The 12,749-nt window shown below is 64.8% G+C and carries 14 protein-coding genes; 8 read left to right on the top strand and 6 right to left on the bottom strand.

The genetic code is table 11. The features are described from left to right. Window positions 1-171: 171 nt before the first annotated feature. Window positions 172-921 carry a F0F1 ATP synthase subunit A gene (locus FG93_RS06780; protein WP_043233180.1) on the top strand — a complete coding sequence of 250 codons (750 nt, stop codon included), beginning with the start codon at window positions 172-174 and terminating at the stop codon, window positions 919-921. Window positions 922-946: 25 nt separating this feature from the next. Further along, window positions 947-1,264, top strand: coding sequence for a quaternary ammonium compound efflux SMR transporter SugE (sugE, locus tag FG93_RS06775; protein WP_043233179.1), 318 nt, complete (start codon window positions 947-949; stop codon window positions 1,262-1,264). A gap of 91 nt (window positions 1,265-1,355) precedes the next feature. On the opposite strand, the gene FG93_RS06770 is transcribed toward sugE, so the two are convergent. Together FG93_RS06770 and FG93_RS06765 are read right to left on the bottom strand one after the other, a co-directional pair. Further along, window positions 1,356-2,024: a hypothetical protein gene (locus tag FG93_RS06770; protein ID WP_043233178.1), complete on the bottom strand. Its 669-nt coding sequence runs from the start codon at window positions 2,022-2,024 to the stop codon at window positions 1,356-1,358. A gap of 116 nt (window positions 2,025-2,140) precedes the next feature. Continuing rightward, window positions 2,141-2,686, bottom strand: a complete 546-nt coding sequence (locus tag FG93_RS06765) for a MarR family winged helix-turn-helix transcriptional regulator (protein WP_043233177.1) — start codon at window positions 2,684-2,686, stop codon at window positions 2,141-2,143. Window positions 2,687-2,808: 122 nt separating this feature from the next. Between FG93_RS06765 and FG93_RS06760 the strand changes: the two genes are divergently transcribed. The 4 genes from FG93_RS06760 (at window position 2,809) to FG93_RS06745 (ending at window position 5,835) form a co-directional block, all read left to right on the top strand. Further along, the gene (locus FG93_RS06760; protein WP_043233266.1) at window positions 2,809-3,600 is read left to right on the top strand and encodes an MBL fold metallo-hydrolase; all 792 of its coding nucleotides are present in this window, start codon (window positions 2,809-2,811) and stop codon (window positions 3,598-3,600) included. A 176-nt stretch (window positions 3,601-3,776) separates the two neighbouring features. Then, window positions 3,777-3,902 (top strand): type B 50S ribosomal protein L36, encoded by a 126-nt coding sequence (ykgO, locus tag FG93_RS06755; protein WP_038363015.1) that lies wholly within the window; start codon window positions 3,777-3,779, stop codon window positions 3,900-3,902. 145 nt (window positions 3,903-4,047) lie between these two features. Continuing rightward, window positions 4,048-4,704 carry a tetratricopeptide repeat protein gene (locus FG93_RS06750; protein WP_052513443.1) on the top strand — a complete coding sequence of 219 codons (657 nt, stop codon included), beginning with the start codon at window positions 4,048-4,050 and terminating at the stop codon, window positions 4,702-4,704. A gap of 162 nt (window positions 4,705-4,866) precedes the next feature. After that, the gene (locus FG93_RS06745; RefSeq protein WP_043233174.1) at window positions 4,867-5,835 is read left to right on the top strand and encodes an alpha/beta fold hydrolase; all 969 of its coding nucleotides are present in this window, start codon (window positions 4,867-4,869) and stop codon (window positions 5,833-5,835) included. Between the two features lie 107 nt (window positions 5,836-5,942). Here FG93_RS06745 and pyk read toward each other — a convergent pair whose 3' ends face one another. Genes pyk through FG93_RS06730 form a run of 3 tightly spaced genes read right to left on the bottom strand, consistent with a single transcriptional unit; the run spans window position 5,943 to window position 9,144 of the window. Beyond that, window positions 5,943-7,382 carry a pyruvate kinase gene (gene pyk, locus FG93_RS06740; RefSeq protein ID WP_043233173.1) on the bottom strand — a complete coding sequence of 480 codons (1,440 nt, stop codon included), beginning with the start codon at window positions 7,380-7,382 and terminating at the stop codon, window positions 5,943-5,945. Between the two features lie 10 nt (window positions 7,383-7,392). Next, window positions 7,393-7,842, bottom strand: coding sequence for a DUF1036 domain-containing protein (locus FG93_RS06735; protein ID WP_043233172.1), 450 nt, complete (start codon window positions 7,840-7,842; stop codon window positions 7,393-7,395). A 6-nt stretch (window positions 7,843-7,848) separates the two neighbouring features. After that, window positions 7,849-9,144: a glycerate kinase gene (locus FG93_RS06730; RefSeq protein WP_244448520.1), complete on the bottom strand. Its 1,296-nt coding sequence runs from the start codon at window positions 9,142-9,144 to the stop codon at window positions 7,849-7,851. A gap of 134 nt (window positions 9,145-9,278) precedes the next feature. Between FG93_RS06730 and FG93_RS06725 the strand changes: the two genes are divergently transcribed. Together FG93_RS06725 and FG93_RS06720 are read left to right on the top strand one after the other, a co-directional pair. Next, window positions 9,279-9,557: a hypothetical protein gene (locus FG93_RS06725; protein ID WP_043233171.1), complete on the top strand. Its 279-nt coding sequence runs from the start codon at window positions 9,279-9,281 to the stop codon at window positions 9,555-9,557. Window positions 9,558-9,667: 110 nt separating this feature from the next. Then, the gene (locus FG93_RS06720; protein ID WP_043233170.1) at window positions 9,668-9,910 is read left to right on the top strand and encodes a DUF2312 domain-containing protein; all 243 of its coding nucleotides are present in this window, start codon (window positions 9,668-9,670) and stop codon (window positions 9,908-9,910) included. Between the two features lie 196 nt (window positions 9,911-10,106). Here FG93_RS06720 and FG93_RS31085 read toward each other — a convergent pair whose 3' ends face one another. Beyond that, window positions 10,107-12,641 carry a methyl-accepting chemotaxis protein gene (locus FG93_RS31085; RefSeq protein ID WP_161783784.1) on the bottom strand — a complete coding sequence of 845 codons (2,535 nt, stop codon included), beginning with the start codon at window positions 12,639-12,641 and terminating at the stop codon, window positions 10,107-10,109. Window positions 12,642-12,749: the final 108 nt, after the last annotated feature.

Genomic DNA, 12,749 nt, shown 5'->3' with positions numbered 1-12,749 from the left:
CTTCTTCCCGGAAACTGACGAGCCGCTCCGCCCGCTTGCACCGCAACGCGTGCCGTTCGGATTCGTGCCGAGTCCCGCCCCCAGTCGAAGCGCTGGCCTGCCTGGCCTGGCGCCTGTCGACGCATCGCGGGGCCATTTCCGTTTCAACCCACATGACGCACGAGGTTCGCCGTGGCCGGCCCCATTGAGCAATTCGAGATCAAGACGCTGTTCAGCCTTGGGGAGATCGCCGGGCAGGAGGTCAGCTTCACCAATTCATCCGCCTTCATGATCGCGATCGTCGCCATCGCCAGCGGCTTTCTGCTGTTCTCGACCCGGTCCCGCACGCTCGTTCCCGGCCGTGCCCAGGCGCTTGGTGAAATTCTCTACGACTTCGTGCGGAACACGCTCAGAGGCATCGCAGGCGAGCACGGCATGCGTTTCTTCCCGCTGGTCTTCTCGCTCTTCATCTTCATCCTGTTGGCCAATCTGATCGGGATGTTGCCGTTCGCCTTCACCGTGACGAGCCATATCTCTGTGACCTTCGCGCTGGCGATGCTCGTCTTCTGGACGGTGACGATCTATGGCCTCGTGAAGCATGGCTTCGGCTTCCTGCGGCTGTTCCTGCCGTCGGGCGTTCCGATCGTCCTTGCACCGATCCTCGTCCTGATCGAGGTCGTCTCCTACGTCTCTCGACCGATCAGCCATTCGATCCGCCTGTTCGCGGTCATGCTCGCCGGCCATATCGCGCTCAAGGTCTTTGCCGGCTTCGTTGTCAGCATGACCGGTCTCGGTGCGTTCGGCATCCTTGGAGCGGTCCTGCCGCTGATCATGACGGTCGCCCTCACCGGGTTGGAGGTGCTGATGGCGATCCTGCAGGCGTACATCTTCACCATGCTCTCCTGCATGTATCTCAACGACGCCCTTCATCCGGGCCATTGAGGCCGCACGAGACGGAGTATCAGCTATGGCCTGGATCTATCTGCTTCTCGCAGGCGTCTTCGAAGTCGTGTGGGCGTCGACCATGAAACAGTCCGAGGGCTTCACGAAGCTCGGTCCGAGCGTGATCACGCTCGTGACGATGATCATCAGCTTCGGTCTGCTGGCGGTGGCGATGAAGTCGCTGCCGCTCGGCACGGCCTATGCGATCTGGACGGGAATCGGCGCGGTCGGAGCCTTCCTCATCGGCATCTTCGTCATGGGAGAGGCTGTCACCGTCTTCCGGATCGCCAGCGTCAGTCTCATCGTCGCGGGGCTCATCGGGCTCAAGCTGTCGACGGCCTGATGGCACTCACCTGCGATCATCGCAGACGAACGGCCACCCGGTTGGGTGGCCGTTTTGCTTCAGGCGCATGTGTCGGTGCGGATCGTTCGGCTCAGTTCGTCGCGAAGCAGTAGAACAGGCCGGCTCCACCCGTGCCGCGCAGGGCTTCCTGGCTGCAGCCACCCCGCGAAGGATGCGAGGTGTTCCAGGACTTCGCCGGCGGGGATTCGTCCAGGCCGGTGCGGTCGTGATGGCCGAGCATGACGGCGCCCTCTGCGGCGCTCTTGGTATAGTTGCCGCAGGTCCGGTCCTCACCGGGACCGAAGGCGGTGCCGTCGGCCTGCGAGCCTGTGATGATGTCGTGCTGGTTGGGCGTGTCGCCGCGACCATTGACCGGCTCGCCCTTCTCGTTGAGCGCGGTCTGCTTGGTCAAGCCGGCTGCGCCGCCATGCAGGTCAGCGACGCTGGTGGCAATCACAGCGCCCTTGGCATTCCGCCAGGGCCCTGCGCCGATTCGGTCACGTGCGTTGACGGCCGTGGCTCCACCAATGGCTTGGGTCGAGAGATAAGCCCGCCAGGTCTTGCTGCCTGCGCCCGCCGCCTGGGCAAGACGCTGGCAGATCGCGTCGGCACCTGCGAGGCCGCCGAGGTCGGCACCCTTTCCGGAGCCGGCGCTGGTGATGAAGAAGGTCATTTCGGACGTCTGGGCCTGGACTGGGCCGGTGGCGAATGCCAACAGTCCAGCCGCAGCGACAAGCTTGAAACACGTGACGCGCTTCATGTGGTCCTCCCTTCGTTCTGGATCGATCTGTTCTTCGGGTCCCCTGTTTCTCGGTCCGCCGAGTTTGAGAGTGGCAAGATATTCGGGTGACAACAAGGCTTTCCGGGCGGCGGAAACTATCCATCCCCCTGCGTCGCCTCGAGATTGTCCTCGATGGCTCGGTTGAGTTTACGCAGCAGCGCGGCAAGGGTTTCGCGTTCTTCCGGTGAGAGATGGGTCAGGAAGGTCGCTTCGTTCGCCATGTCGATGCGGAAAGCCGCTTCGACCTTCGCGCGCCCGCTTTCGGTTAGCTCGACGGCAAGGCTCCTTCCGTCGGTGTCGGACGGCAGGCGCCTGACGAGGCCGGCCCTTTCGAGCCGAGCGAGGCGGTGGCTGAGGCTGCCTGAGGCGATCATCAGGCTGGTGTAGAGTTCGGTCGGCGTCAGGCGGAACGGCGCGCCCGCGCGGCGGAGCGAGGAGACGATATCGAATTCGCCGCGATCCAGCCCAAATCTGGCGAAGGTCGCTTCAATGCTGGGGCGCACGAGGTTGGAGAGCCGGTAGGCCCGGCCGAGCACCGCCATGGCGCCGGTATCGAGATCAGGCAATTCGCGCTGCCACTGCGCACGCAGCCGGTCGACATGGTCCTGTGTCTCGTCAGCCTCGGCCAAAGCACTCTCCATCAGGCAGAGTATCTTGACATGAAGATAGATTGATGAGCTAGTATCTTCATATGAAGATAGTTTGACGGCATCGCGTGCGGGATCATTCGATGCCGGCCTTCGCTCAAGTCGGAGACACGCTCATGCCGCGCTTCATCTGCCGCCAATGCGGAGCCCGCTTTCCGGACACGGTCGCTCCGCCCGACGATTGCCCGATCTGTCTCGATGAGCGGCAATATGTGCGCTGGGGCGGCCAGGAGTGGCTGACGCCTGGCGAACTCGCTGCCGGTCATTCGATCGTCTGCACTGATGATCATGGCGTGCTCGGTCTGCGTATCGCGCCGGCCTTTGCGATCAACCAGAGAGCGCTGCTGGTTGAGGCGGAGGAGGGCAATCTGCTGTGGGATTGCATCGGGCTCGTCACGCCCGAGGCGGTCGAGGCGATCCGCGCGCGCGGGCCGGTGATCGGCATCGCGATCTCGCATCCCCACTACTACACGGCGATGGCCGAATGGGCGGCGGCGCTCGACGTACCGGTCTATCTCCATGCCGATGACGGGCAATGGGTTACCGAGCCGGATCCCGCCATCCGCTTCTGGGACGGCGAGACGCTGAAGCTCAGTCCGACGCTGACACTGTTGCGCTGCGGCGGTCATTTCGCCGGGGCGACCGTGCTGCACCATGCCAAGGGGGAGGGCGCGCTCTATTGTGGCGACGTACTGCAGGTCGCGCCGGATCGTCGCTATGTCAGCGTGCTCTATTCCTATCCCAACATGATTCCGGTCAATGCCGCGACGATCCGGCGGATCGCCGCGATTCTCGAGCCCTATCCTTTCACACGCATCTATGGCGCCTTCGAAGGAAGGGTCATCGCCGGTGATGCCAAAACGGCACTGGCACGTTCCTTCCGGCGCTATCTGGCTGCGATCGCCTAGGGTGTTCAATGGTTTTCGCACGCGGGACCCTTGCGATCGCCGGAAAAATCCGTATACAGCCGGCATCGCATCAGCCGCGCCGTTCGAGTGGTCGATGAGGATCGCCCGCCGATCCGCGTCGCAGCTGTGAATTTTTGACCGATTCGCCCGGAAGGCGGATCGACGGAGTAGAGACGATGAAGATCCGCAATTCGCTCAAGTCGCTGCGCGCCCGTCATCGCGACAACCAGCTGGTTCGCCGCAAGGGCCGCGTCTACATCATCAACAAGGTCCAGAAGCGCTTCAAGGCGCGCCAGGGCTGAGCTGGCGCGCGGCTTTCTCAGCCGCGCCGTCGATGTTGACTCCAGATTTGAAGGTGGGCGCGCTCGGCGCGCCCACCTTTTTTGGCATGTGCCTCTCGCCACGTCGTGATTTGACGCGACCGCACGAGCCCCTAAACTTGTCGGCATGAGCATTCCAGGTCTGCCTTCTGCTGCGCTTGCGCTTGCCTTGGCCACGGCGCTGCCGTTCGGGGTGGGCGCTGCTTTGGGACAGGACAGCGCACCAGCACAGCCGGGCACCGTGCCGCATTCGGACACGACCGATAATCCGGTGACGCCGGCTCCCGGAGCCTCGCGCAGCCCGACAGCGACGCTGGATCGGCTATTCGAGCGGCTTGCTGCGGCCAAGAGCCCGGAGGAGGCCAAGGGCATCGCCAATCTGATCCAGCGGCGCTGGGCGCGATCGGGCTCGGATACGGCCGATCTTCTGATGGCGCGGGCGCAGGAAGCGATGCGGGCCAAGGAGCTCGATCTTTCGATCGAACTGCTCGATCGCATCATCAGTCTCGAGCCGGACTGGGCCGAGGGGTGGAACCAGCGCGCCAATGCGCTCTTCCTGGCGGGGGATTCGATCCGCTCGATGATCGACATCGGCGAGGCGCTGAAGCGCGAGCCACGTCATTTCGGCGCGATGATGGGGCTCGGCAGCATCCTGCGGCAGCAGGGGGACGACAAGCGTGCGCTGATCGCCTATCGGCGGGCACAGGAGATCTATCCGCAATTCGAGGCCATCAAGGACGCAGTCGAGGCGCTGAAGACCGAAGTCGACGGCCGCGACGCGTAGGTCCTTGCGGTTCCCCAGATCACGCTTCGTTTGGACGAAATCGTCCAAACGAAGCGTGATCGACTCTCATAGTCTAGAGCATGCTTTATGCGAAAAACCGTTGCCACTTTTTCGCAGCATGCTCCAGTGAAACCGAAGCGGATGCGGCGAAGTAAGCAGACCATGCTCGCGCGCACCTTGCTCATTCTCCCCGCCCTTCTTGTTGCTGGCCTGCTCGCCAGGACGGAGTGGCTTGGCGTCGAAGCAGAGCGACAGCATCCACCCAAGGGCAGCTTCCTGACGCTTCCAGGAGGGAAGCTGCATTATGTCGAGCGCAAGTCGGTGGGCGAGATGCGCGGCACCGTCGTCCTCGTCCACGGTGCCTCGTCCGACCATGCCGACCTGCTCGCGACGCTTGGACCCGAGCTTGGCCATTACCGGGTGATTGCGCTCGACCGGCCGGGCCATGGCTGGAGCGATCGGATCGACGAGAATGCCATGGCCGACCCCGGCCAGCAGGCAAAAGTCATCATGAAGGCGCTCGACCAGATCCTGTCGGAACCCTTCGTACTGGTCGCGCATTCGCTGGCTGGAGCACTTGCGACCCGGATTGCGCTGGACCATCCGGAGCGATTGCGCGGCCTTGTCCTGCTCGGGGGCGTGACCCATCCCTGGCCGGGTGGCATTGCCTGGTATTATCACGCGGCCTCGTGGCCCGTGGTCGGCCCGGTCTTCACCCGGCTGATCGGCGTGCCGGCGTCCGATGCCTTCCTGCGCGCCAGTGTCGAGAGTGTCTTTGCGCCGCGACCAGTCACGCCCGGCTATGTCGCGGCGGGCGAAATCCGGCTGCTGCTGCGGCCCTCGACCTTCGAGGCAAATGCGCAGGACGTCGCGGCGACCCACGCCTTCGTCAGCGCACAGGCACCGCGCTATCGCGATCTCAGGATTCCGGTGGTAGCGATCACCGGAGATAGCGATGCGATCGTGTCTCCGGTGATCCATTCCGCCGCGATCGCGCGTGAGGCGCCGCAGGGGCGCTTCGTATTGCTGCCGGGCGTCGGCCATATGCCGCACCACGCTGCGCCCGAGATCATTGTCGAGGCGATCGACCAGTTGGCCGGACCGCGTTCGAGCCTCGCCTTTGCTCACTAGATCATCGGACCGGAAATCGTATCCGATCCGATGATCTAACCCTTTGTGTTTGCATCGACTTTGCCCCGAAAATCGCAATCCACTTTTCGGGCCGATGCTTTAAGGCGTCAGGCCTTCGCGCCGTGTTCCTTCGCGATGAAGGCGATGCGCACCATGTTGGTCGCGCCCGGCGTGCCGAAGGGGACGCCGGCAACCACGATGATCCGGTCTCCAACCGCGGCATAGCCTTCGCGGACCGCGAATTTGCAGGCGCGGAACGCCATATCGTCGATGTCGCTTGCGTCCTTGGTCACGACCGCGTGCACACCCCAGACCAACGTGAGGCGCCGCGCCGTCCCGCGATTGGGCGTCAGTGCGATGACCGTCGAGTTCGGCCGCTCGCGGGCGATGCGGAAGGCGGTCGAGCCCGAGGAGGTCCAGGCCGTGATGGCCTTCAGGTGCAGCGCTTCGGCGATCTCGTGGGCTGCCTTGGCGATGGCGTCGGCGCCGGTGGCCTCAGGCTCGGCGCGTTGCGATTCGAGGATCGAGCGGTAGATCGATTCATTCTCCACCTCCTCGGCGATGCGGTTCATCATCGCCACCGCCTCGATCGGGTACTGCCCGGCGGCGCTCTCGGCCGAGAGCATCACGGCGTCGGCGCCCTCAAAGACGGCGGTCGCGACGTCGGAGACCTCGGCGCGGGTCGGCACCGGAGCAGTGATCATGCTTTCCAGCATCTGGGTCGCCACGACGACGGGCTTGCCCATGCGCCGTGCCATGCGGGTGATGCGCTTTTGGGTGCCCGGCACCTTCTCCAGCGGCATCTCGACGCCGAGATCGCCACGCGCGACCATGATCGCGTCGGACGCCTCGATGATTTCCTCCAGCCGGAGCACGGCTTGCGGCTTTTCGATCTTGGCGAGCGCAAGCGCGCGCCCGCGCACGATCTTGCGAAGGTCGGCCATGTCCTCGGGGCGCTGGACGAAGGAGAGCGCGATCCAGTCGACGCCAGCCTCGGCTGCGGCTTCGGCGTCGGAGCGATCCTTGTCAGTCATCGCCGAGACCGGGATCGTGGTGTCGGGCAGGCTGACGCCCTTGCGCGATGAAAGCCTGCCAGCGACCGTGACGCGGGTCACAGCCTGCTTGGGGCTCGCCTTCTCGACGACGAGACGGATCTTGCCGTCGTCGAGGATGAGGCTGTGGCCGGGCTCCAGCGCGCTCAGAATCTCGGGATGGGGCAGGTAGACGCGCTTGACGTCGCCGGGGGCGGGATCGGAATCGAGGACGAAGCGCGCGTTCTTTTCCAGCATCACGCCACCGTCGCCACCGAACTGGCCGACGCGCAGTTTCGGCCCCTGCAGATCGGCGAGGATGCCGACGGGGCGATGGAATTTCTCCTCCAGGCGGCGAAGCATGGCGATGCGCTCGGGCAGCGTCTCGCGCTGGGTGTGGCTCATATTGATCCGGAAGACGTCGACGCCGGCTTCGAACAGCTTGGCGCACATCTCCTCGCTGGCGGAAGCCGGACCCAGGGTGGCGATGATCTTGATCCGGCGTTCGCGCCTCATTCTTAGGTCCTCACTGTCGCGGCGGCGTTGCGCCGGGGGTGGAATCGGTCAGCTGGATCGTCCAGCTTTTCTGCTCGCCGGTATCGACCTCGAAGAAGCCGGACCGGTCATATCCGCGGGCAAGGCAGTCCTCGATGCCGCGGATCGTAAATTCCTTGTTGCGCGTGCACATGATGGATTTGCCCGTCCATTCGCCACCTTTGTCGTAGTCGATGGCGTGCACGTAGTAGAACCGCGCCGCAAGTGTGCCGCGCAGCAGGGTCTCGCAGCCGCGCGGCGCGATGTTCCACCAACCTTCGGTGACCCAGCCCTGCCCATCACGATAGCCGATGGCGACACCGACGCGACTGCCCGTGGTATTGCACATCCTCAGGTCGGCGAGCGCGGGAGCCGCGCTTCCGAGAAGGCCGGCCAGCAACAGGCCGAGGCGCAAGAGAGATCGGTCGAATCGGCTCGTCATGATTGTCTAGGGGTCGATCAGGATGACGCGGCAATCATTCACATTGGTCAAGGTCGGTCCCGTCCGCAGCAGGTCGCCAATGGCCTCGAAGAAGCCGGTCGAATCGTTGTCGGCCAGCGATTGGGCAGGAACGAGGCCGCGCGCCGTCGCTCGGGCCAATGTCGTGGGATCGATCATCGCACCGGCGGGGTCGGTCGCCTCGCCGCCGCCGCCATCGGTGCCATCGGTGTCGCCGGACAGCGCGACGATGCCGGGCTCGCCGCCAAGCGCAATGGCAAGGGCCAATGCATATTCCTGGTTCGGGCCGCCGCGGCCCTTGCCGAGCAGGGTCACGGTGAGTTCGCCACCTGAGATGATCGCGGCACGCCGCCCCTGGGCCTTGAGGCGTAACGCAAGCGAGGCATGGTCGGCCGCAACCCCGCGGGCCTCGCCTTCGAGATCGGCGCCGAGATCGATGGGCTCATAGCCCGCGTCCCGTGCGCTCGCGATCGCCGCTGCGATTGCATCCTGCGGCCGGGCGATGATCCGGAACACGCTATTGGCGAAGGCGGGGTCGCCAGGCTTCGGTGTCTCGCTGGCGTCGTCGGCGAGCAGTGCGCGCGCCGCCGGCGGCAGGTCGAGCCCGTAGCGGGCGACGATGGCGCGCGCATCGGCCATGCTGCTCGGATCGGCTACGGTCGGACCCGAGGCGATCACAGTCGGCTCGTCGCCGGGGACGTCCGAGATTGCCAGCGTCACGAGTCTGGCCGGAGCGGCAGCCAGCGCGAGGCGGCCGCCCTTGATGCGCGAGAGCCGCTTGCGGACGATGTTCATCTCGCCGATCGGTGCGCCGGAACGCAGCAGCGCCTTGTTGACCGCCTGCTTCTCCGCCAGCGTCAGATCACCGGCCGGTGCCACCCAGTTGGCCGAGCCACCGCCGGAGAGGAGCACCAGCACCAGATCATGCCCGGTTGCCGAGCGGGCGAGTTCGAGGGCGCGTTCGGCGCTGCGAATGCTGCCTTCATCCGGCACCGGGTGGCCGGCCGCGACCATCGGAATATGGCGCGTCGCGGTCTCGTAGCCGTGACGGGCGACGGCGTGGCCGGTAAGGCGCTCGGGCGATAGGCCGGAGTCGAGATAATGCGCCTCTGCGAGGGCGGTCATGCTGCCGGCGGCCTTGCCGGCGGCGAGCAGGATCAGGCGGCCGTCCTTCAATGGTTCGGGCAGGTGAGCGGGAAGGCAGCCGGACGGGCGGGCGCGGTCGACGGCGGCATCGAAGATCGTCCTCGCAATACGCAGGGGCTCAGCCGAATCGTTCCTCACGTGCTGCAAGTCCACCCCACCTTCCACCCACCGTCACGTCGATTTGGTCGACTTTCGTTGAATGCCCTTCTATGTCGCTGGCCGGCGGACGTCATCAGGCATTTGCCGATCTAATAATACTTTTTGGAGCGCCGATGCGGTCCGATTTCCCGATGGCGGATTCAGGTGGCGCGTCCCTCGGCGTGCTATGGGATCGGGCAGGGGAACTGGCGCGGTCGCTGATCGCCGCCTTCCAGGCTGAGAGTGACCTTGTCGTCGGCGACAATGAGCCCTATCGCGGCGGCCTGCCTGACGCCCTGGAGGTTCGGCAGGACCTGATCGCGACGCCGGAGGCCGCACGGGAATGGGGGATTCGCCTCGCCCGGATCGTGCCGCCCTGCGTTGCGGCGCTGAACGCCGCCGCGATCACCTGATGCGACAGCAGGACTGTTGAGCACTTCGTGCCAAGGGACGGTTCGCGCTTGACGCCGGCACCCGATCCGGGCGAACCCCTGCGGCCAAATCTATAGAGAAGGGTTTTGGAATGGACGATCCGGTTCAGGGCGATCAGCTCAAGAGCATCGTGCAGCGCATCGAGCGCCTCGAGGAAGAGAAGAAGACGATCGCCGACGACATCAAGGAGGTCTATGCCGAGGCCAAGGGCAATGGCTATGACGTCAAGGTGCTACGCAAGGTCGTCGCGCTGCGCAAGCGCGACCTGAATGAGCGCCAGGAAGAGGAAGCGATCCTCGAGCTCTACCTGCAGGCTGTCGGCGAGAGCGCCTGATCTCTCACTGTGCAAGTATCCCAACTTGCGCAGTGGCCTCATCAGTTAAATCAATATTGTTTCACACTTGGTTCACTCCGGCTCTCGGGCCGGGGTGAATCAGCTCTGATCGAGCGTATCTCACCTGTAAGCGAGTCCGCACTCCACGAGGTGCGGCTCGCTGATGTTCTCCGCGCGGCTCCGGCTTCGCGCGCGCTCAGAACTCTTCCCAACCGGCATCGCCGGCTCGGCTGCTGGCGGCCTTGCGGACGGGGACCGGCCTGGCGGGATCGGAAGGGGAAGCTTTAGACTGAGCGAAGGCGGCCTGGGCGAGCCTGCGCAGGCGCGCTGGTTCCGAGTCGGAATTCGCGGCCGTTGCGACCTTGTCGCTCGTTCGCTTTTGCGGCAGGGCGAAGAGCTTGGTTGCGGGCGTCTGGGGCTGCAGATGGGCCGGAGCCACCGTCTCATGCCCGGTCTTGAACGCCGCGACGAGATCGTTGAGCTGGGCGATGCGCCCGGTCAGCGAAGCAGCCGAGGCCGCACTCTCTTCAGCGAGCGCCGCATTCTGCTGGGTCATCTCATCGAGATGCGCCACCGCCTGGCTCATTTCGTCGATGCCGTTGGCCTGCTCTCCCGCCGCCGAGGAGATGTCGGCGATCGTAGCCGCTACTTTCTGCGACGCTTCCAAGATCCGGGTCAGCGCATCGCCAGCCTGGCGCACCAGCTTGACGCCATCACCGACCTCCGTGTTCGAGGAGGATATCAGGACCGAGATGTCCTTGGCCGCCTCGCCAGAGCGCTGGGCGAGCGTGCGGACCTCGCTGGCGACGACGGCAAAGCCCTTGCCGGCATCGCCGGCGCGGGCGGCTTCCACCGCTGCGTTCAAGGCGAGGAGGTTGGTCTGAAAGGCGATGTCGTCGATGACCCTGATGATGTCGGAGATCTTTTGCGAGGCACTCTCGATGCGTGCCATGGCGTCGACTGCTCGGGTCGCGATCGCTCCGCCCGATTGTGCTGTCTCCGTCGCCTCGTTGGCGATCGACGCTGCCTGGCGCGAAGCCTGAGCAGAAGCCTTCACCGAGGCCGCCAACTCTTCGGTCGTCGCGGCAGTTTCCTCCAGCGAACTCGCCTGCTCCTCGGTCCGTTTGGAGAGGTCATCGGCCCCAAGGTTGATCTCGCGTGCGGCCAGCTCGACCTCGGCTGAGGTTGTCTGGATCGTGCGCACGGTCGTCGAGAGGCGGTCGACTGTCTCGTTGATCGCGCCCTTGAGTTCCGCGAACTTGCCGCGGTAATCGGTGTCGACGCGCACAGTCAGGTCGCCACCGGCCACGGCAGACAATGCCCGGGCGAATTCGCTGGTCGCGCTATCGACCACCGCATTGATCTCGTTGATCCCGGCCACGAGCTTCTGCATCTGCGGGTCGGCATCATGGATCTCCAGCCGGGCTGAGAAGTCGCCCGCAGCAGCAGCCGACACCACGTCGCCGACATCCGAAACCACAGCCTCCATCGATTGCGCGCGCTCGAGGCGCAGTGTCGCTGCTGCGCGTTCCTGCTCCTCGAGAGCACGGACCTTGACGAGATTTTCGCGGTAGGCCTCAAGCGCATTGCTCAGCGCGCCGACCTCGTCGGGGCAGGGTGCAGCGGGAATAGCCCTATCAACCTCACCACCCTGCATGCGGACAAGCGCGGCATTCATGCCCGTCAACGGGTTCGCAATGCGCTTCTGGATGCCGCGCCAGCTCGCCGCGCAGAGGCCCAACAGCGCGACCAGCAGCCCACTAATCAGGGCGAGCCGGGTCAGGGCATGATTGGTCTGTGCCGTCGTGGTCGCCTGCATGTCGTCGAGCGATTGGGTTACCGTGTCAACAATGGCGCTGAACGGACCATTGCACATGGCTGTCCAGTCCTGAGCGCCGATCACGGCGCCTCCGCCCTGGCCGAGCTTACCGAGGAGCTGGTCCATCGTCTGATTTGCGGTGGCAACTTTGCTGGTCGCGACCTCAACCTTGCGAGCGAGATCGGGCGAAACACCGACACGCGCCGCGAGCTGCCTCAATTGGGCCTGCGCGGCATTGCTTGCGCCGCGCAATTCGCCAAGCTGTTTCCACTGTACTGAAGTCAGCGCCTGACCGGAGCCGAGCGGTGCACGCAGCAAGGAGCATTGCGTGCCATAGCTCGAGCGCAGCCGCCAGGCGGTGGCCTTGAAACCCTGGAGTTCGGCGAGTGCCGGATCGGCCAGGCGAACGGCAAGCGACGCCGCATCGGAGGCGTTCGTCAGTGCGGCCTCGATGGTTCCGACTGCATTGTACCAAGGCATCGTCGCGGCCAGGCTACGCTGGGCCCGGGGTTTTGCCGCCTCCCCATGGAGATCGGGGATCCGACCCTGCATGGCCTTTTCAGCCTGCAGGATGGCCTCGGCGAGAGCGGCATGCTCGGGGAGGTCAGCGGCTGCGAGCTTTGCTACGGCCGTTGCGATCTGGCTTCGCGATGTCTCCACGATCGCGCGGATCGTCGTGTCAGCGTCGTCGTTTGCCTGCAGGCTCGTCTGAGCCTTGCCACGATCGGAGCGGATCGCATTGCCGGTGAGCAATAGCGCCCGGTCAGCCTCGACCAGTCCGGAAAGCCGGTGGTTCGTGCGCATGTCGCGGACCGCATCGTAGGCAAGGTAGCCGAGGGTGCCGAGGCCTGGCAGGCAGACTGCTGCCATCGTCGCCAGCAGGTACCGCCGAATGGAGCTCGGAAACATCATGATGCGCATCCAGAACGAAGTTTAGTCCGCGGCAATTGCGACCAAGACCGGGGATCTCCGCATCATTCGGCGAGTTCCGTTAAGATTACCTCTATCGCGGAGCTGGAT

The sequence above is a fragment of the Allobosea sp. LC85 genome (assembly GCF_000735605.1).
Lineage (GTDB): Bacteria > Pseudomonadota > Alphaproteobacteria > Rhizobiales > Beijerinckiaceae > Allobosea.
This window is presented reverse-complemented; position numbering and strand designations above follow the sequence as displayed.

What these genes read in the sequence shown, in the direction of transcription:
- sugE (WP_043233179.1), top strand. Translation starts at nt 947, where the DNA reads ATGGCCTGGATCTATCTGCTTCTCGCAGGCGTCTTCGAAGTCGTGTGG.
- FG93_RS06770 (WP_043233178.1), bottom strand. Translation starts at nt 2,024, where the DNA reads ATGAAGCGCGTCACGTGTTTCAAGCTTGTCGCTGCGGCTGGACTGTTG.
- FG93_RS06765 (WP_043233177.1), bottom strand. Translation starts at nt 2,686, where the DNA reads ATGGAGAGTGCTTTGGCCGAGGCTGACGAGACACAGGACCATGTCGAC.
- FG93_RS06760 (WP_043233266.1), top strand. Translation starts at nt 2,809, where the DNA reads ATGCCGCGCTTCATCTGCCGCCAATGCGGAGCCCGCTTTCCGGACACG.
- ykgO (WP_038363015.1), top strand. Translation starts at nt 3,777, where the DNA reads ATGAAGATCCGCAATTCGCTCAAGTCGCTGCGCGCCCGTCATCGCGAC.
- FG93_RS06750 (WP_052513443.1), top strand. Translation starts at nt 4,048, where the DNA reads ATGAGCATTCCAGGTCTGCCTTCTGCTGCGCTTGCGCTTGCCTTGGCC.
- FG93_RS06745 (WP_043233174.1), top strand. Translation starts at nt 4,867, where the DNA reads ATGCTCGCGCGCACCTTGCTCATTCTCCCCGCCCTTCTTGTTGCTGGC.
- pyk (WP_043233173.1), bottom strand. Translation starts at nt 7,382, where the DNA reads ATGAGGCGCGAACGCCGGATCAAGATCATCGCCACCCTGGGTCCGGCT.
- FG93_RS06735 (WP_043233172.1), bottom strand. Translation starts at nt 7,842, where the DNA reads ATGACGAGCCGATTCGACCGATCTCTCTTGCGCCTCGGCCTGTTGCTG.
- FG93_RS06725 (WP_043233171.1), top strand. Translation starts at nt 9,279, where the DNA reads ATGCGGTCCGATTTCCCGATGGCGGATTCAGGTGGCGCGTCCCTCGGC.
- FG93_RS06720 (WP_043233170.1), top strand. Translation starts at nt 9,668, where the DNA reads ATGGACGATCCGGTTCAGGGCGATCAGCTCAAGAGCATCGTGCAGCGC.
- FG93_RS31085 (WP_161783784.1), bottom strand. Translation starts at nt 12,641, where the DNA reads ATGATGTTTCCGAGCTCCATTCGGCGGTACCTGCTGGCGACGATGGCA.